This is a genomic window from Elusimicrobium simillimum (assembly GCF_049639735.1).
In the GTDB taxonomy this organism is placed as follows: domain Bacteria; phylum Elusimicrobiota; class Elusimicrobia; order Elusimicrobiales; family Elusimicrobiaceae; genus Elusimicrobium; species Elusimicrobium simillimum.
Window position 1 is genome coordinate 1,706,808 of record NZ_JBEVVA010000003.1, and the last position, 17,228, is coordinate 1,724,035.

15 protein-coding genes and 1 tRNA gene are annotated in these 17,228 nt (G+C 45.2%); 11 read left to right on the top strand and 5 right to left on the bottom strand.

The annotated features are described in order from the left end of the window. Positions 1-156: 156 nt before the first annotated feature. From ligA to AAIR98_RS08715, 3 genes are all read right to left on the bottom strand, one after another. A complete protein-coding gene (gene ligA / locus AAIR98_RS08705; RefSeq protein ID WP_423971804.1) occupies positions 157-2,127 on the bottom strand; it encodes an NAD-dependent DNA ligase LigA in 1,971 nt (656 codons plus the stop codon). Then, complete coding sequence (nusB, locus tag AAIR98_RS08710; protein WP_423971805.1) at positions 2,114-2,536, bottom strand: transcription antitermination factor NusB; 423 nt, start codon at positions 2,534-2,536, stop codon at positions 2,114-2,116. Before nusB ends, ligA begins: the two co-directional genes overlap by 14 nt. Before the next feature lie 84 nt (positions 2,537-2,620). Further along, entirely contained in the window at positions 2,621-3,862 is a 1,242-nt protein-coding gene (locus tag AAIR98_RS08715; protein ID WP_423971806.1) for a threonine synthase, read from the bottom strand. 33 nt (positions 3,863-3,895) lie between these two features. Here AAIR98_RS08715 and AAIR98_RS08720 point away from each other — a divergent pair, with 33 nt between their 5' ends. Continuing rightward, positions 3,896-4,420, top strand: coding sequence for a type IV pilin protein (locus AAIR98_RS08720; protein ID WP_423971807.1), 525 nt, complete (start codon positions 3,896-3,898; stop codon positions 4,418-4,420). Positions 4,421-4,461: 41 nt separating this feature from the next. On the opposite strand, the gene AAIR98_RS08725 is transcribed toward AAIR98_RS08720, so the two are convergent. Together AAIR98_RS08725 and AAIR98_RS08730 are read right to left on the bottom strand one after the other, a co-directional pair. Then, positions 4,462-5,925, bottom strand: coding sequence for a M20/M25/M40 family metallo-hydrolase (locus tag AAIR98_RS08725; protein ID WP_423971808.1), 1,464 nt, complete (start codon positions 5,923-5,925; stop codon positions 4,462-4,464). After that, positions 5,925-6,350: a DUF192 domain-containing protein gene (locus AAIR98_RS08730; protein WP_423971809.1), complete on the bottom strand. Its 426-nt coding sequence runs from the start codon at positions 6,348-6,350 to the stop codon at positions 5,925-5,927. Before AAIR98_RS08730 ends, AAIR98_RS08725 begins: the two co-directional genes overlap by 1 nt. A gap of 68 nt (positions 6,351-6,418) precedes the next feature. Here AAIR98_RS08730 and AAIR98_RS08735 point away from each other — a divergent pair, with 68 nt between their 5' ends. The 10 genes from AAIR98_RS08735 (at position 6,419) to AAIR98_RS08780 (ending at position 17,226) form a co-directional block, all read left to right on the top strand. Then, positions 6,419-7,393 (top strand): ABC transporter ATP-binding protein, encoded by a 975-nt coding sequence (locus AAIR98_RS08735; RefSeq protein WP_423971810.1) that lies wholly within the window; start codon positions 6,419-6,421, stop codon positions 7,391-7,393. Next, entirely contained in the window at positions 7,386-8,192 is an 807-nt protein-coding gene (locus AAIR98_RS08740) for an ABC transporter ATP-binding protein (RefSeq protein WP_423971811.1), read from the top strand. The genes AAIR98_RS08735 and AAIR98_RS08740 overlap by 8 nt, the downstream gene beginning before the upstream one ends. Then, positions 8,185-9,210 (top strand): ABC transporter permease, encoded by a 1,026-nt coding sequence (locus tag AAIR98_RS08745; RefSeq protein ID WP_423971812.1) that lies wholly within the window; start codon positions 8,185-8,187, stop codon positions 9,208-9,210. Before AAIR98_RS08740 ends, AAIR98_RS08745 begins: the two co-directional genes overlap by 8 nt. Beyond that, entirely contained in the window at positions 9,203-10,069 is an 867-nt protein-coding gene (locus AAIR98_RS08750) for an ABC transporter permease (RefSeq protein ID WP_423971813.1), read from the top strand. Before AAIR98_RS08745 ends, AAIR98_RS08750 begins: the two co-directional genes overlap by 8 nt. Positions 10,070-10,417: 348 nt before the next feature. Beyond that, positions 10,418-12,025 carry an AMP-binding protein gene (locus AAIR98_RS08755; protein WP_423971814.1) on the top strand — a complete coding sequence of 536 codons (1,608 nt, stop codon included), beginning with the start codon at positions 10,418-10,420 and terminating at the stop codon, positions 12,023-12,025. 369 nt (positions 12,026-12,394) lie between these two features. Beyond that, the gene (locus tag AAIR98_RS08760) at positions 12,395-13,897 is read left to right on the top strand and encodes a CCA tRNA nucleotidyltransferase (RefSeq protein WP_423971815.1); all 1,503 of its coding nucleotides are present in this window, start codon (positions 12,395-12,397) and stop codon (positions 13,895-13,897) included. A gap of 390 nt (positions 13,898-14,287) precedes the next feature. Beyond that, a tRNA-Gly gene (locus AAIR98_RS08765) sits at positions 14,288-14,358 on the top strand. Between the two features lie 42 nt (positions 14,359-14,400). Beyond that, the gene (locus AAIR98_RS08770) at positions 14,401-15,042 is read left to right on the top strand and encodes an early set domain-containing protein (protein WP_423971816.1); all 642 of its coding nucleotides are present in this window, start codon (positions 14,401-14,403) and stop codon (positions 15,040-15,042) included. Positions 15,043-15,055: 13 nt separating this feature from the next. Beyond that, entirely contained in the window at positions 15,056-15,637 is a 582-nt protein-coding gene (locus tag AAIR98_RS08775) for a cyclodeaminase/cyclohydrolase family protein (RefSeq protein ID WP_423971817.1), read from the top strand. Next, on the top strand, positions 15,637-17,226 hold the full coding sequence (locus AAIR98_RS08780; RefSeq protein ID WP_423971818.1) for a hypothetical protein: 1,590 nt from the start codon (positions 15,637-15,639) through the stop codon (positions 17,224-17,226). Before AAIR98_RS08775 ends, AAIR98_RS08780 begins: the two co-directional genes overlap by 1 nt. Positions 17,227-17,228 lie beyond the last annotated feature (2 nt).

Consider the following 17,228-nt stretch of genomic DNA (forward strand, 5'->3'; position numbering starts at 1 on the left):
TATTTTTTATGTTTTTAGTGCGTTTATACAAACTGTAGGGGCGGGGCCTGCCTCCGCCCGCCGTTACCCAGTTTAGCAGGCGGATATTAAACACATTAAAAGGGCGGAGACAAGCTCCGCCCCTACAGTTTTTATTTGTGGATAAAATTGTTATAACTATTTAAGCATGGCACGGAATTCTTCTTCCGTAAGAACGGTTACGCCCAATTTTTGCGCTTTGGCAAGTTTGCTGCCGGCGTCCGCCCCCGCAACCACGTAAGAGGTTTTGGATGATACCGAACCTGACACTTTTGCGCCGTATGATTTTGCCATGGCCTCGGCCTCTGTCCTGGGCACGGTAAGTTCCCCGGTAAACACAAAAGTTTTGCCGGCTAAAGAACTGCCCGCCTGCTCGGTCTGCGGTTGTATAAAATTGACCCCGGCGGTTCTAAGGCGTTCAATTTCCGCCTTGGCCTTGGCGCTTTGCATAAAATCAAAAATACTTTGGCCGACTATGGGGCCGACCTCGTTAATTTTTTGCAAATCTTCCAATTCCGCCGATAAAACAGCGTCCATATTACCAAAATGGTTTGCTATAATTTCGGCCGTTTTTTGCCCGACATGCCTAATGCCAAGCGCATATAACAAACGGCTTAACGGGCGTGACTTGCCGGACTCTATAGCGGCAAGCAAATTACCCGCCTTTTTTTCTTTAAAAAGTTCCAACGTCATAAGATGCATCAGCGTTAAATTGTAAATATCCGCAAAATCTTTTACGTAGCCCTTTTCAAGCACCTGGTCTACCACAGCGTCGCCAAAACCGTCTATATCCATAGCGCCGCGCGAGGCAAAGTGCAGCAAGTGCCCGCGCAGCTGCGCGGGGCAGGCGGGGTTAATGCAGCGCAGCGCAACCTCTTCCTCATCTTTGTAAAGTATTGAACCGCACGACGGGCAGTTTGTAGGCAGTTTAACGGGCTGCCCGTTGCCCTTTTTAACAACGCTGACAACCTTGGGTATAACCTCGCCGGCGCGCTCAATAATAACGGTGTCGCCCTCGCTAACGCCAAGGCGGTCTATTTCGTCAAAATTATGTAAGGTGGCGTTTGATATTACAACACCAGCAACGTGCACAGGGTCAAGCTGCGCCACAGGCGTAATTACGCCTGTTCTGCCTACTGAAAATATGATTTTGTTAAGCACCGTTTGCGCTTGCGGGGCCGGGTACTTAAACGCTATTGCCCAGCGGGGGCTTTTGGCCGTTATGCCAAGCACACGCTGCAGCGCAAAACTGTCTACTTTTACTACCACGCCGTCTACGTCAAAAGGTATGCTGTGGCGGGCGGCGTCAAAGTTATTATAAAAATCTAAAACATCTTGTATTATGGCCGTCTTAATTCTCTGCGGGGAAATGCCAAAACCCCAAGACCTGCACAAATCAATAAACTCTGAAAAACTGCCAACTTTAATATCGCCAAAGCCAAAAGAGTGGGCAAAAAATTTAAGCGGCCTGCGCGCGGTAACCGCGCTGTCTTTTTGCCTGATGGAACCGGCGGCGGCGTTACGTGTATTGGCAAAAGGGTTTTCACCTTCGGCCTCCTGCTCGGCGTTCAAGCGTTCCAAATCTTTTTTTTCTATGTAAATTTCGCCGCGTATTTCTATTTTTTCTTTTAGCGGAATTGTGTGCGGAATATCTTTAATTGTTTTAATATTAGCGGTAACGTTTTCGCCAACTTTACCGTCGCCGCGGGTAGACGCTATAACAAGGTGCCCGTTATCATAAGTAAGCGAGCATGACACGCCGTCTATCTTAGCTTCCGCCACCATATCAAAGGTGTCTGCCGCCAAACTTTTTTGGCAGCGCTCGTACCAGCGCAAAACTTCTTCAGCGGAGTAGGTGTTATCCAGCGACATCATCGGCGTTAAATGCGTAACAGCGGTAAAAGTGCGTGAGGCAACGCCGCCAATTTTTTGTGTCGGCGAGTCTTTGGTAATAAGGTCCGGGTTAAGCGCTTCCAGCGTTTTCAGGCGGGAGTATAGTTGGTCATACTGCGCGTCTGAAATTTCCGGATTATCTTGGTTGTAGTAAAGATTGTTGTGGTAATTAATAAGAGCTTTTAACTTATCAATTTCACTTTTAGTTTTGTCCATTTTTACGCTCTTTTTTTATTTGGTCTAAAAGACCATTTATAAAGCGGCTGGAGTTTTCTGTAGAGAATTTTTTGGCCAGTTCTATGGCTTCGTCAATAACCGCGGCGACGGGGGTGCGCTCTTCGCTGACGGTAAGTTCGTACGCGGCCAGGCGCAGTATTGAGCGGTCCACCACGCTCATGCGTGCAAGAGACCAGTTTTTGGCGTACTTGGTTATTATTTTGTCTAAATCTTCAATATTTTTAAGAGTGCCGTCTATAATGGAAACGCAAAAGCTGTAAGAATCCGCGTCCAGCGCTTCCCTAAAGTCTTCTTTATAGGAGGACACACCGTCATTATTTATTTTGCCGGTGTCCACAAAGTACAATGTTTGTAAAGCGTATTCTCTTGCAAGTCTTCTTTTTCCCATAACTCTCTCTTAATTTTAAAATAACAATTGTATTAATTTTAACATACTAAAGGGGACTTGTAAAAGCCCCCCGTTTTTTAAAAATTACTTTATAAGCCCTTGTTCCTTAGCTATTAACTTAAAAGCCTCAAAATCAGGTTTTATAATCTCCGGCTTAGACAAGGTTTTGGTAATGGTATAAGTATCTTTTAAACCGTTACCGCCAATTATTATGGCCACCGTCTCATCCTGTTCTATTTTACCATCCGCCACCAGTTTTTTAAGCCCGGCGTAAACAGCCGCGCCGGCGGGCTCGGCAAAAATATTTGCTTTGCGCGCAAGCTCCGGTATGGCGGCAATAATTTCCTCATCCGTCACGGTTATAGCCATACCGTTAGATTCTTGCAACGCCTGAATTGCAAGCTGCGCGTCTTTAGGATAGTTAACTAAAATACTGTCAGCCACCGTGTGCGCTTTAACAGAGTGCACTTCAGCGGAGTTCTCAAAAGCTTCTTTTATGGCGGCGCTGCCTTCTGCCTGCACAGCTATCATCTGGGGCATTTTTTCCAAAATGCCTAATTTTTGAAAGTCTACAAAACCTTTCCACAGGCCGCTTATAACGGTGCCGTCGCCAACGGCGACTATAACTTTATCGGGCGCTTCCCAATCAAGTTGCTCGCATATTTCAAAGGCGCAGGTTTTTTTACCCTCGCGCGTAAACGGGTTAAACCCGGCCGCGCGGGAATACCAGCCGTACTCTTCCACAGCTTTTTTGCAAAGTTCAAAAGCGTCATCGTAAGAACCGTCTACCATATAAACTTTAGCGCCATAAACAAGCAGCTGCGTAAGCTTTGGGTAAGGCGCGTCTTTGGTGGTAAAAACTACTGATTGTATTGGCAGTGAGGCCGTTAAACAGGCAAGAGAGTCACTGGCGTTGCCGGTAGACGCGTCCGCTATAACGTCCACGTCCAGTTCTATACCCCTGGCAACGGCTACCGCGCTGCCTCTATCTTTTATGGACCCTGTGGGGTTGCGGCCCTCGTCTTTAATTAAAAGTTTGGTTATACCCAGTTCATCCGCCAGTTCTTTGTTATCATACATTGGCGTGCCGCCCACGTGCACGTGTGGCACTTTGTCGTGGTCATTAATAGGTAAAAGGTCCATATAACGCCACATATCGTATTGGTGGTTATCGGCCATGTGGCTGACTTTAAAACGTTTGGAAATAAGTTTATAGTCATAATTTATTTCTAAATTGCCGCCGCACGACGCGCATAAAAAATCCGCTTCACTTGTTTTGTATTCTTTACCGCAATTTATACATTGTAAGTTTAGTATCTTTTTCATATACTCTAATTGTAGCATTTTAGGAGGGCACTCATGAAAAATTACAAATCGCGCCATAGCACAGCGAAGGCGGAAGGATTTACATTAATAGAATTATTAGTAGTAGTATGCGTAGTGGCTATATTGGCCGTTATAGCCATACCGCAATACACACTTACCGTTGAAAAGGCTAAAGCCACTGAACTTGTAAAACTTACCAGAGATATTTACAACTCTATGGAACGTTACTCATTTAGAAATAATATAAGTATTCTTGCTAAGTCCGTCACAGACTTTAACAACTTAGATATTGAATTGGAAGGCACTTATTCCGGCACGTCAGAAAACCCCAGAAGCACGCTTACAAATGATTACAGTACAATAACATTAATAGGAAACGCGGTAGAAGCGACAAGAACGCTCAGCGAAAACGAATATTACAAAATAATAATAAATAAAAATACCGGTAAAATGACCTGCCAGGCAACCAAAGATACCGACGCGGACAAGGTCTGCCTTGGTCTTGGCAACGGAACAACCCCCACTATATCAGGCAGCACAAAAATATACGCTATGTAATTTGCACATAAAAAACGGCGGCTTATAAAAACCGCCGTTTTTTATTTGTTCTCAATCTCTGTTTCGGAAGGATTATCCTTTGTTAAATAACCGCCAAGGCTGCCGTCACCCACAGTAAAATTGTAAACCGTGTTTGTAAAAAACCTTAATTGCTTGTAAAAAGATTCCTCTTTAATAAACTCATTTGGCGCGTGGCCGCGGCCCTCCGTACTGTCCGGGTCAGACGGGGCGCCTATACCGTAGGTTATCACGCCTTCTCTTCTTAAAAACTCGCTATCGCTGGAAGCGGGCGTCATGCCAAGCAGTGTAACAGACTCTGGGAAAACAGTATTCGCCGCTTCTTTTATAGCGGCGTACAGGCCGTCTGTACCGTCAGAAGGCTGCGGAAACGGCGTTTTAGGCGCCTCCACAACTTCCACAAAAATATTTTCATCGCCTTCAAACATCTTTTTTATTTTTTCCACAAAAGCCTGCGGGTCCGTGGTGGGCAGCAGGCGGCAGTTAAGTATTGCCACGGCCTCCTCCGGGTTAACATTAGCGTCAACGCCAGAAGATAAAACCGTGGGGGTAATAGTGTCTTGCAGCTGGGTTTTAAAGAAAGGATCGTCCGATATTATACCCGCCGCCATAGCGGCCTCGGCCTTATTAGCCCCCAGCAATATCTGTATGGTGGTCTTGGCGTCTTCATCCTGCGTGCCGGAAATATTTACAAAAAATTCTTTAACAAACGGGGTAAGAGAGTAACTGTGCTGCATTTTTTCTATTTTTGAGAGAGCCTGCGACAAATTATACACAGCGTTGTTTTCAACCGTAGCCGTAGAGGAATGCCCCCCTTTTGCGCTTGCGGTTATTTTAATATCCATATACATTTTGGTGGCGGCTTCCACAAAAACAAGCGGCTTGTGATCCTGCTCAATTATAACGCTGCCGCCCTCGTTAAGAGCGTAACCGGGCTTGATGTTTTGCCAATAGGAACTGTTGATAAGCCACTTAATACCTTTATTACTACCCGCCTCTTCATCGGCAGTGGCTAAAAATATAATATCCCGGTTGGGCGTAATGTTATTTTTTTTAAGCCAGGTAAAAATTGTAAGGTAAATGGCTGTAAAGTTTTTATCATCCGTAGTGCCCAGGCCGTATATATGCCCGTCTTCAAAGGTGGCTTTAAGCGGCTGGTGCTCCCACCCCGCGCCGGCGGCTACTGTGTCTAAATGCGTTAACAGCATAAGCGGCTTGGCCTCAGGGTCGCTGCCTTTGATTACGGCTGAAATTGACGCTCTATTCTTCTCGGGCTGGTAAATTTCCCAGTCAATATTATGGTCGTTAAACACCTTATATATGTACCTGGCGGCGTCGGTTTCGTTGCCATCGGGCTGAGAGGTGTCTATAGCTATAAGATTTACTAAATGGTCACGGGCAGTGTTTTCCATATTTACCCACGCGCCGGCGCTCACACTTACGTAAGTGAGAGCGAAAAGCGCGAAAAGTAAATTTTTCTTAATCATTAAAACTCCAGCCTTTGTCCATAATAAATATCCGCCGCCACGCCCGCCGCAACTTCAAGCACGTACATTGTATCGTCACAGTCGGCCAACGCCACGTCTTCTGCGCGTGTAAACGCGGTAGACGCGGGCACATTAATGTAAACACACTGCACTACTTTGTCTTTATTCATAAACACCATATCTAAATCTATAAAAGTGTTTTTCATCCAAAAAATGTGATAGTCTTCTTCTTCAAAAACAAACAGCATACCTCTGTCTTTATCCAAACTTTCCCTATACATAAGCCCGCGCTCTGTAGCTTCCGGCGTAGAAGCAACTTCCGCCTTAATTTTTATGCCGTCAGGCAGGGTAACTGTTGTAACAGGCAAGCCCTTTTCGCCGCAGGCTATAAACAATAAAGGTAATAAAAGGAGAAATTTTCTCATACTAGAAGTTTACAAATTTTAACGCCCAAATGTATATACAATATATACATATCTGCTATAATTTTTATATGGAAAGTGCTACAAAACCCGCTTTGGAGATAAAAAACCTCTCTGTCAGCTTTAATTCTTTTGGCAAAAAAACAAAAGTTTTGAGTGCGCTAAACTACACCCTTTACGCGGGGCAAACCCTGTCTGTAGTGGGTGAGTCCGGCTCAGGCAAAACAGTGCACGCGCTTAGCATACTTGGCCTGCTGGGTGACACGGCCAAAGTTGAGGGCGAAATAATTTTTGAGGGAAAAAACCTGCTTAAACTCTCCTCTAAACAAATGCGTGATATACGCGGGCGGCGCATAGCCATGATTTTCCAGGACCCTATGACCAGCCTTAACCCGGTGCTTACCATAGGCAACCAAATTGCAGAAACGCTGCTTGCCCACAACCAGGCTGATAAAAAAACTGTTGAGTCCAAGGTAATTGATTTACTTGAGCAAGTGGAAATAAAAGACGGCGGCGCCAAATACAACTCCTACCCGCACGAATTTTCCGGCGGGCAAAGGCAGCGTATTATGATAGCCATGGCCTTGGCCTGCGCGCCGGATATTTTAATAGCGGACGAGCCTACCACCGCGCTGGACGTTACCATACAAAAGCAAATTATAACTCTGCTTAAAAATTTACAGACGCAGCGTAACATGGCCTTAATCTTTATCACCCACAACCTGGCTTTAGTAAGTGAACTTGGCGGCAATGTACTTGTACTTTACGCTGGGCAAAGCGCGGAGGAGTCTACAGCAAACGAACTATTTTCCAAGCCGCTGCACCCGTACTCGCTTGGCCTTATAGAAAGCGCAGTCCCGGCCAAAACAGGACAAAACAGATTACACGCCATTGAGGGCGCACCGCCTGTAGCGGGCGAAGTTTTTACAGGCTGCCCGTTTGAGCCAAGGTGCAAAAAACGCATGCCTAAATGCGCCGCGTCCAACCCGCCCGTTTTTACGTTAAACGGCAGAAAAACCAGATGCTATTTGAGTGAAAATGACTGATATTTTAAAAATAAAAAACTTAACTAAGTCTTACTATAAAACCGGACTGCTGTTTGGCAAAATAAAAACAGCGGACGTACTGCACGGCGTAAATTTAACGCTTAAGCAAGGCAGCGTGCTTGGTTTGGTGGGCGAGTCCGGCTGCGGCAAAACCACACTTGCCAAAATTGTGCTGGGGCTGGAAGAGGCGAAAGGTGAAGTATATATAGATAACAAAAATATTTTTGCCGCCCCCAAGGCCGAACTTAAAGAAATTAAAAAAGGTGTCGCCGCCATATTTCAAGACCCGTACTCCAGCCTGGACCCGCGCATGACGGTACGCGCCTTAATCTCAGAACCTTATAATATACACAAAATGTTTTTGGGCAAGCAGGAAAGGGAAGAAAAGTTAATCTCACTATTATCTTCCGTAGGCCTCAGCCAAGAATATTTAGGCCGTTATCCTCACCAGTTTTCGGGCGGACAAAGGCAGCGCGTGGCCATAGCCCGCGCGCTTGCGCTAAACCCAAAACTGCTTATAGCGGACGAGCCTACCAGCGCGTTGGACGTATCAGTTCAAGCGCAGGTGCTTAACCTGCTTAAAGAGATTAAAGAAAAGTTTAACTTAAGCGTTTTATTTATCTCGCACGATATTAACGCCGCCAGGTTTCTGTGCGACCGTATAGCCGTTATGAATAAAGGCATTGTGGAAGAAGAAGGCCCGGCCTGCGACATTTTAGACAACCCCAAACGCGACTACACCAAAACGCTACTGGCCGCCACGCCGCAAATTAATTTTACGGGAGCAAGCAATGGTTAAATTTATTTTACGCCGCCTTATAATGCTGCCTTTTGTAATGCTTGGCGCAACATTTTTACTATTTTGCTTAACGCAAACTTTAAGCCCCGTGCGCCGCGCCAGCCTGTATATTGAAGACCCCAGGCAAATGGGCTCGCTGGACGAAGTTATAGAAAAATACGGGCTTAACGATTCCGTTTTTAAACAATACGGCCGCTGGATTGCCGGCATTGCCAAAGGCCAGTTTGGCTACTCGCAAACCGCTAACATGCCTGTGGCTAAAGCGCTTAAACAATATTTGCCCGCTACTATTGAGCTGGCGTTTTTTACCATGATCTTGGTAGTATTTTTTGGCGTTTGGCTGGGTATAATAAGCGCTGTTAAAAAGAACCGGTGGCAAGACAACCTTATACGGCTGTTTAGCGTTGGCACATTCTCCATGCCTATATTTGTGCTGGGGCTTATACTGCTGATGTTTTTTTACGGCAAGCTGGGCTGGTTCGCGCCCGGACGGTATTCTTTTGCTTCTGACCTTATTATTAACGGGCCTAACTTTAAAATATACACCGGGCTGTTGTTATTAGACTCTCTTTTAAACGGTAACTTTCAGGTTTTTGTTGATGTGCTTAAGCATTTATTTTTACCGGCAATTACTTTATGCGCAGGCTCATTTGCTTTAATGATGCGCGTTATGCGCAGCTCCATGCTTGAGGAACTTGGCAAAGACTACATACGCACAGCCCGCGCCAAAGGCCTGAGCGAAAACCAAGTGGTTTTTAAACACGCCGCCAAAAACGCCATTATCCCCGTTGTCACGCTTTCCAGCATACAGTTTGTACGCCTGCTTGGCGGCACTGTTATTATAGAAACAATTTTCGCCTACCCCGGCATAGGCCGCTTTGGCGTAACGTGCGCCCAGCAGCTTGACATACCGGGCGTACTGGGGTTTTCTTGCATGGTGGCGTTTTTATTTGTAATAGGCAATTTAATAGCGGACATGCTTTACACAGCGTTCGACCCGAGGATACGCTATGAATAATATTTTTAAAAGAATTTGCAGAAGCAAAAGCGCGTTGGTTGGCCTTACACTAGTGGCTGTATTTTTACTGATAGCTGTGTTTGCTCCGTTCATAGCACCGCCGCAAAGTTTTGACCCTTACCAATTGCCCCAACACGGCTACAGCGTGGCGCCCGTAGCGCCAAGCGCGCAAAATATTTTTGGCACAACGGAGCAGCAGTATGATATTTTCTACGCCATAGTATGGGGCAGCCGCATGGCGTTTAAGGTTGGCATAACGGTAGTATTTTTTGCCATGTTAATAGGCATTATTGTTGGCGGCACCGCTGCCTACGCCGGCGGCTGGGTGGACGAGGTTCTCATGCGCCTGACAGACGTTGTTTTTGCCATACCAAGCCTGGTGCTGGCCATGGTGATAGCGGCTATGCTGGGGCCCGAACTTAAAAATATGATTATAGCTTTAACCGCCGTTGCGTGGCCAAGTTACGCGCGTTTAATACGCGGCGACGTGCTCAGCGTAAAAGAGCGTGAGTACGTGCTGGCGGCCAAAACTATGGGCGCAAGCGGGCCAAGAATATTTTTTAAACATATTATTCCCAACTCTATTTACCCGTCCGTAATTGTGGCAAGTTTAGATATTGGGTATATTGTGCTTACGGCAAGCTCGCTAAGCTTTTTAGGTTTAGGCTCGCCGCCGGGCACGGCCGATTGGGGGCAGTTAATTGCAATGGCGCGTAATTGGATTTTGGGCTCATCCTCCAACCCGTTTGCCTACGCGCACACTATATTAATACCGGGTACGGCGCTGCTGCTGTTTGTGCTTGGGTGGAATTTACTTGGCGACGCTTTTAGAGACATACTGGACCCAAGGCAGCACTAATTTTATAGAATATAAGTTGACGCAACCAATATAAGTAAAAGTATTAAAGCACTAGGGTGCATTGACGCTGTTTAAGCACCTGCGCCGCTATCATTTTTTCGTAAATTACCACTTTTTTACGACGATGATAGTGTGGGCTATCTGAGGAATAAAAAAGTGGTAATTTACAAAAAAGGAGTGCGGCCCTACGGGTTGAGTCAATTTTGATAAATTTTATATTTTTTTTGCTGGGATATAGCTTTACGCTATACCCGCACGCAAAATAAAATGTAAAATTTATCAAAATTGACTCAACGCAGGCGCTTAAACAGCGTCAATGCACCCTTGTATTTTATTTGTGAGGATTAAATGATAAGAAGAAAAGATTTATACACTGCGCTGGCCGACTCCGCCTACCGCTACCCCGAACGTATTGCCGCCGTTTTTGAAGGCAAAAAATATACTTACCACGAACTGCAGATGCAGGTAGATAAATGCGCCGACATGTTTTGGTCTTACGGCGTAAGAAAAGGCGACAAAGTTGCCATAGTACATAAAAACTCTATTTGGTTTGTCATAGCCTCGTTCGCTTTATACAAAATTGGCGCGGTGGCTGTACCAATAAACTTTATGATTTCCAAGATTGAGGAAATCAAATTTATTTTAGAAGACTCGCAGTCTAAAATGGTTGTAACGCAAATGGACTTTTTAAAAATTTACCAAAAAGTTAAACAGCTTACACCAACCTTGCAAACCATTTTCTGCACCAACCTGCCGGAAAATTACCAGGAAGACCCGGAAGTTAAAAATTTTATACAGGAAATTGAGGCCAGCCGCGTTATTGACGAAGTGTTAAACGTAAAAGTTAAACTTGACGACGACGCTTTTATTCTTTACACCTCCGGCACAACGGGCACGCCTAAGGGCGCGGTTATCACACACGGCAACCTGGCGTCTAACATTATTTCCTGTGCGCAAAGTTTTAAAATAGGCGGCGAAGACGCGCTTATCTGTCTGTTACCCATGTTCCACACATTCGCGTGGATGGTATGCGTTGTGCTGCCGCTTTACCTGGGCCTAAAAACCGTAATTTCCGCCAATATCACCCCGCCGGGCACATGGCTGCACTTAATGGGCGTGGAAAAGGTGACAATATTTATTGCCATACCGCAGTTATTTTCAGTACTTGCTAAAGAGGCCAGAGGCATTAAAAGGCTGTACATGCAATACTGGGCGTTTAGAAAAGTACGCTTTTGCATAAGCGGCGCAGCGCCTTTAAACAAAGAGTCGCACGACCACTTTGAAAAGAACCTCGGCATTACACTCTTAGAAGGCTACGGCCTTACAGAATGCAGCCCGGTTGTAAGCGTTAACCTTGAAAATAAAAATAAAAAAGGTTCCGTCGGCCCCGCGCTGCCAAGCGTAAAAATAGCCATTAAAGATGACGACGAAAAAGATTTACCTAGAAATACCGAAGGTGAAATTTGTATAAAAGGCCCCAACGTATTTCACAAATACCACAATAACCCGCAAGGCACGGCCGAAGCTTTTACAAAAGACGGCTGGTTTAAAAGCGGCGACATCGGCCTGGTGGATGATGAAGGCTTTATATTTATTAAAGACCGTAAAAAAGACATGATTATTATAAAAGGGCTTAAGGTATTTTCCGCTCAGGTGGAAGCAAAAATAATGGAATTCCCGGGCCTGGAAGAGTGCGCCATTATCGGCGTGCCGGACGGCAGAGGCGGCGAGTTTATTAAACTGTACGCCGTAAAAGCCAAAGGCATAGAATTTGACGAAGCGGCCTTTAAAAAATATTTAAGGCAAGGTCTGGACAACTACAAACGCCCGCGCGACATAGAGTTTATGGATGAACTGCCCAAAAACTCGCTTAGAAAAATATTAAAACGCGAGCTTAGAAAAGACGCCGTAGAAAAACTAAAAACACGTCTTGCTCCGGCCGCTGAAGAAGAATAAAAGAAAAAAATAATAATTACGGTTTTATTTATTATTATTTTACTAGGCGGATTGTTAGTATTAAAACAAGCGTTCTTTCCTGAGTTATTCTCTTGCGTATGCACTCCAATTGGCGGCCCAGGGCAAAGAGATTGCAGCGGCCTATGCTTTTAAAAAATTAGAACAAAAGAAAAAGCCGTATATATCCCTCGCCCCACTGGGGGAGAGGGCAGGGTGAGGGGGAAGTTGCAGTAAGACTAAAACGAATGAAAACTAATTTAATAACAGCACATTCCCCCTCACCTGCTTTTTCGCATTTTTGCTTCGCAAAAAAACGACGCGAAAAAACTTCCTCTCCCCCGGTGGGGCGAGGAGAGCAAATAACTATGTATGAATAATATTGCTAAAATAATTGCGCAGGTTATAACAGACGGCTACTATGTAGGCGGCTGCGTGCGCGACGCTTTGCTTAAACGCCAAAGCGGCGACATCGATATAGCCTTACCTAAAGAAGCCGTAAAACCCGCCGCACTGGCACTTGCTAAAAAGCTAAAAGCCGCCGCATTCGAAATGGACGCGGAGTTTGGCGTATGGCGTGTAATTACCCGTAAAGAAAATTTGCAAATTGACCTTACCGCATACCAGGGCAAAACCTTTGAAGATGATTTAAAACGCCGTGATTTTACCGTAAACGCGCTTGCCTACCCCGTGCAAAAACCGCTTGATATTAAGGTAATAGTAAAAGACGGCAGAACAAGCGTAAAAATTACAAAATTAAAACCCGCTGAACTGGTGGATATTGTAAAAGGCGTAAAAGATTTAAAAGCCAAAACAATACGCTCCAACTCAGAAAGTGTTTTTAAAGACGATCCCATCAGGACGTTACGCGCAGTACGTACAGCGGCGGAATTAAACTTTAAAATAGCGCCCGCCACCGCCTTGCAAATTAAAAAACACGCCAAGCTTATTACCAAAAGCGCGGGCGAGCGTACCCGTGAGGAACTGGTGAGGATTTTTAATTGCGCCGATTCTTTCAAATACATAGAGCTCATGGACAAGCTGGGCCTGCTTACAGCGCTTTTTCCGTTACTGGAAGACCAGCGCAAATGCGCCGAGGTTTACTACGGCAAGGGCGGCGTATTTAAGCACACCATGCAAGTAGTGCGCCGTATGGAAGAACTGCTAAATAACCCAAAAATAATTTTCCCCAAATACTATAAAAAACTACAACCGTTTTTAGAGCACCCGTCCATATATAAAGTGACTGCGCTGCTCCATGACATTGCAAAACCCGCCACCGCCAAAATGGTGGACGGCAGGCTGCGCTTCTTTTTCCATGAGGAAATAGGCGCGCGTATGGCTGAGGATATTTTAAAAAACTTACGCTACAGCACCGCTGACATACGCTTAATATCAGCCATGATACGCGAACACCTGCGCCCAAGCAATTTAGCCAGCAATGATATTTTAACAGACCGCGGCATTTACAAGTTTTTCCGTGATATGGGCGACGCGGGCGTGCCTATGCTGATGCTGTGCTGGGCGGACTACGCCAGCTATGTTACGGATAAAGAACTTGCCAAAATCCTCCCCCTTACAACCAAGCGCGTTATGACTATTGACGAAAGTAAAGACCACGGCAATGTAAGCAAGACGCTGCGCCATATGCAAGTGCTTAACTTTATGCTTAAAAAATATTTTGAACAAGCGCCCAAAATCAACCCGCCTAAAATAATAGACGGTAAAGAAATTATGAAAGCCTTAGAACTTAAACCCGGCCCGCTGGTGGGCGAACTGCTGGAAGCGGTGGCCATAGCGCAGGTTGAGGGCAAAGTAAAAACCAAAGCCGACGCCATAGCATTTCTAAAAAACCAAGGCGTAACCACCAAATAATTTTTTATCTCCCTTTAGTAGTGGAGTGGCACGCAGTGCTGAGGGATTTATCACGCTGCGTAGCAGCTTACTATAAATGCCGCCGTCATATAATTCCTAACAAGCTTTTAGTTTTCTTCTTTGCCCCGCAGTTTATGAGCGGCAATATAAAGTTTTTAAGGGTATTTTTTGAATTCTGCTTGAATAAAAAATTATTGGCGCAGTACTACAATAAAATTTTTTATGAGTTATTCAAAAACCCTTAAGAGTACCTTGCGCGAAAATAGCGGGGCGAGGGTTTTGGATTCTTTTTGACGATAAAAAAAGAATCCCGCTCTCAAAGAGCGGAACTATGTTTAAAAAAACTCCTAATTCATTTAATCACCAATATATTGTAGAATGATTTTATACGCGGGCGTAGTTCAATGGTAGAACGAGAGCTTCCCAAGCTTTAGACGTGGGTTCGATTCCCATCGCCCGCTTTTGATATATTTTTTAATTTTTAATTTTGAGTCGGAGGGGCTATGTCTGAAGAAGATTTTAATGTTGAACCCAAACTTGAAAACAAAAAAAAGTCAAAAGACTTTTGGCTGTTTCTTATTTTTGTAGACATAATAGCCTTGGTATTTTTCGGCTTTTTAGCGTACCAGTCTATTTCCAATAAATTTGCCGCGCCAACGCCCGGCAAAGACAATATACCGGTAAAAGAAGTTCCCGCAGACGACCCGCCCGCCACAGCCGTAGCGCAGGCCCCCGCGCAGGAACCCAAACTGCTAACACCAACGCCGGAACCTAAAGCGGAACCAAAACCGCAATCAGCCTTAAACGATATTCCCGCGCAGCAGCCAGCGCCCCAAACCACGCCCAAACCCGCCGAACCTGAGCAGCCTAAAGTAGAAAAAAAGCAAAGCGTTGTTATAGAACCTACAAAAGGCAAAACCAGAAAAGTTACCTTCAAATATTTTGACGACGCTAAAAACGTGCGCATATCCAGCGGGTTTACCATGGCCAAACCGCAGCCGCTTAAAAAAATTAACGGCGTATGGCAGGCCAGCTTTATCATCTATCCAGGCGAATATAAATATATTTTTATAGTTGACGGTGCGCAAAAACTGGACCCGCACGCGCCTGAAAAAGACGGCCGCTCTTTAGTAGTTATACCGTAAAACGGAGTAACTTATGTCACAGTTTGAATGGAAAGCAGGTATAGAGCAGTATATTGACGCGTTAGCATCAGGCAACGCTACGCCCGGCGGCGGCAGCGCCGCGGCGGCGGCGGGCGCTTTTGGCTGTGCGCTTATCATGATGGCGATATCCACCACTCTTAAACTAAAAGCCACGCCGGAAGACGTTAAACCCGCACTTAACAACGTACTGGGTGAAATGAACGCATGTCTGGGCACATTTAAAAATTTAGTGTCGGAAGACAGCGTAGCCTACAAAAAATATTTAGACACCAAAAAAGCCGCCAAGGCGGACCCGTCCATATCCATGGCCCCCGCTTTAAAAGAGATAGCCGTAATCCCCGTTAACTGCGCGCTGGAAGTATTAAAAACTTTAAAACTTTCTGACAATATTAAAAGCGGTATTTCCCCCATTATCATGTCGGACCTTAACAGCGGCGTACACATGCTTAACGCCTGTTTAAAATGCTGTGTGGAAAACATGAAAATCAATTTGCCCTATGTAAAAGACGCCGCTATAGTTTCGCTTTTAGAACAGACTATAGATCAAAGCGTAAAAACGCTGGAGGCCGCTTAATGCCCACGCAAACCGCCGCGCAAAACTCGTTGGAGGCCGTTTACCAATGCATCGCCGCCACACTGCCCAAAGTGCAGGACGACGTGGCGGAGAAGATTGCGTACGCCTACGCCAACAAAAAAAGCGCCAAACAGTTAGCGCAGGAAGTTAATAAACTTAAAGAAGATTTGCTTTTTAACATACCCGAACGTGAAGACTACGTAGCTAAAATACTTTTAGATAAAGTTACCGTGCCCGCCGCCGCAAAAGCGCTTAGAATTATTAAAAATAAAGACTCTATAGCCAAGTTTCAGCGTGTGCTCGGCCTGCCTTATAAAACAAGAGATTTACTGACGGCTTTTTACGCGTCCACCGCCTCCGTCTTTAATTTTGACGAAGAGTTTTCAGAGGCTTTAGCTGCCGTAGGATATAAAGAAAAAGAATCACAGGAGCTTGCCTTAGAAGCGGTTAACCGCCTGGAACAAAAAGCGCTTGACGCCAAGCACGCCAAAGACCATTCCAAACAAAATAAAGAAGACATAGAGGCTTACACTCTTAAATATAAAATACCTCTTAAAGACTGTTACCGCTTACTGTCTATCTACGCCACCTACGGCGCCAAACATTTTAAATCTGACTTTGACGATGTTCTGGCAAAACTGCAAAATATTTTTGATAAGCCGGCTTTAACATCTTTTCTTACGGTGAAAACTTTAAACGGTTTTCTTACTTTGCAGGACGCCGTTAATTTTACGGCAATGGCAAAAGAAATACCTTACGCGGTGGCTGAGGATGATATTTTTGTATTGGGCTGCCGCTACCTGAGGACAAAAACCACGCGCGACGTTATTTACACGCTGGACGCTATTTTAAAACGCCTGCCGTTTTCAGAAATAAAAGAAGAAAACCTTGGCCTTGCCATAGGCGTACTTACGGAAGGCTCGCAGGAAAGCCTGGACATAGCCATGAAAAGGGCGCAAAAATTTAAAGACAGAAGTATTTTTAGAAAAGCGCTTGCCAAGCATGAATGTTTTGAAGGTTTTACCTATGATATAGCCAAGAAATTCGCCGGTAAAAGCAAGGTGGAAGAGCTGCTGGAAAAATTTAACACAATACTTGGTAACCTTAACTACTGCAGCGGCCCTGCGGAAAACAATGACCTTGCCGCAAAGGTGCTGCTTGGTAAAATAACAGAGGCCGAGGCCGCCACCCAAGCCACCTACAGGCGCGACCTTAAGGCAAAATCTCTTACAGAAGGCCTTGCGCCGGAAGTGCTTAAAAAATATCTTGGCACATTAAGCCCGGAAGATATTATGGCGTTTTTTGATTCCTCTTTAACCCCCTACTCATTTTGGAAGACCGACCAGGAAAAACATCTTTACGCGCTTGAGGCGCTTATAGCGCAGCTTAACGGCACCTCCAGCGGCGAGATAACAAATTTTGTATTTGAACAGCTGCAAGACGGCGCGGAGCTTGAAGAAATATCGGAAATTCTTACCAAAATCCCCTCTAAGGACAGAGCAAAAATAACAGCCGCGCAGATTAAAGCAAATTATCTTAACGCGCCGCCTGCGGCCGCTGAGTCGCTTTCATCAATTTTTGAATCATAAAA

Coding starts and splice junctions, on each gene's coding strand:
- AAIR98_RS08760 (WP_423971815.1), top strand. CDS start 12,395: ATGAATAATATTGCTAAAATAATTGCGCAGGTTATAACAGACGGCTAC.
- AAIR98_RS08755 (WP_423971814.1), top strand. CDS start 10,418: ATGATAAGAAGAAAAGATTTATACACTGCGCTGGCCGACTCCGCCTAC.
- AAIR98_RS08775 (WP_423971817.1), top strand. CDS start 15,056: ATGTCACAGTTTGAATGGAAAGCAGGTATAGAGCAGTATATTGACGCG.
- AAIR98_RS08750 (WP_423971813.1), top strand. CDS start 9,203: ATGAATAATATTTTTAAAAGAATTTGCAGAAGCAAAAGCGCGTTGGTT.
- AAIR98_RS08720 (WP_423971807.1), top strand. CDS start 3,896: ATGAAAAATTACAAATCGCGCCATAGCACAGCGAAGGCGGAAGGATTT.
- AAIR98_RS08715 (WP_423971806.1), bottom strand. CDS start 3,862: ATGAAAAAGATACTAAACTTACAATGTATAAATTGCGGTAAAGAATAC.
- ligA (WP_423971804.1), bottom strand. CDS start 2,127: ATGGACAAAACTAAAAGTGAAATTGATAAGTTAAAAGCTCTTATTAAT.
- AAIR98_RS08770 (WP_423971816.1), top strand. CDS start 14,401: ATGTCTGAAGAAGATTTTAATGTTGAACCCAAACTTGAAAACAAAAAA.
- AAIR98_RS08730 (WP_423971809.1), bottom strand. CDS start 6,350: ATGAGAAAATTTCTCCTTTTATTACCTTTATTGTTTATAGCCTGCGGC.
- nusB (WP_423971805.1), bottom strand. CDS start 2,536: ATGGGAAAAAGAAGACTTGCAAGAGAATACGCTTTACAAACATTGTAC.
- AAIR98_RS08725 (WP_423971808.1), bottom strand. CDS start 5,925: ATGATTAAGAAAAATTTACTTTTCGCGCTTTTCGCTCTCACTTACGTA.
- AAIR98_RS08740 (WP_423971811.1), top strand. CDS start 7,386: ATGACTGATATTTTAAAAATAAAAAACTTAACTAAGTCTTACTATAAA.
- AAIR98_RS08745 (WP_423971812.1), top strand. CDS start 8,185: ATGGTTAAATTTATTTTACGCCGCCTTATAATGCTGCCTTTTGTAATG.
- AAIR98_RS08735 (WP_423971810.1), top strand. CDS start 6,419: ATGGAAAGTGCTACAAAACCCGCTTTGGAGATAAAAAACCTCTCTGTC.
- AAIR98_RS08780 (WP_423971818.1), top strand. CDS start 15,637: ATGCCCACGCAAACCGCCGCGCAAAACTCGTTGGAGGCCGTTTACCAA.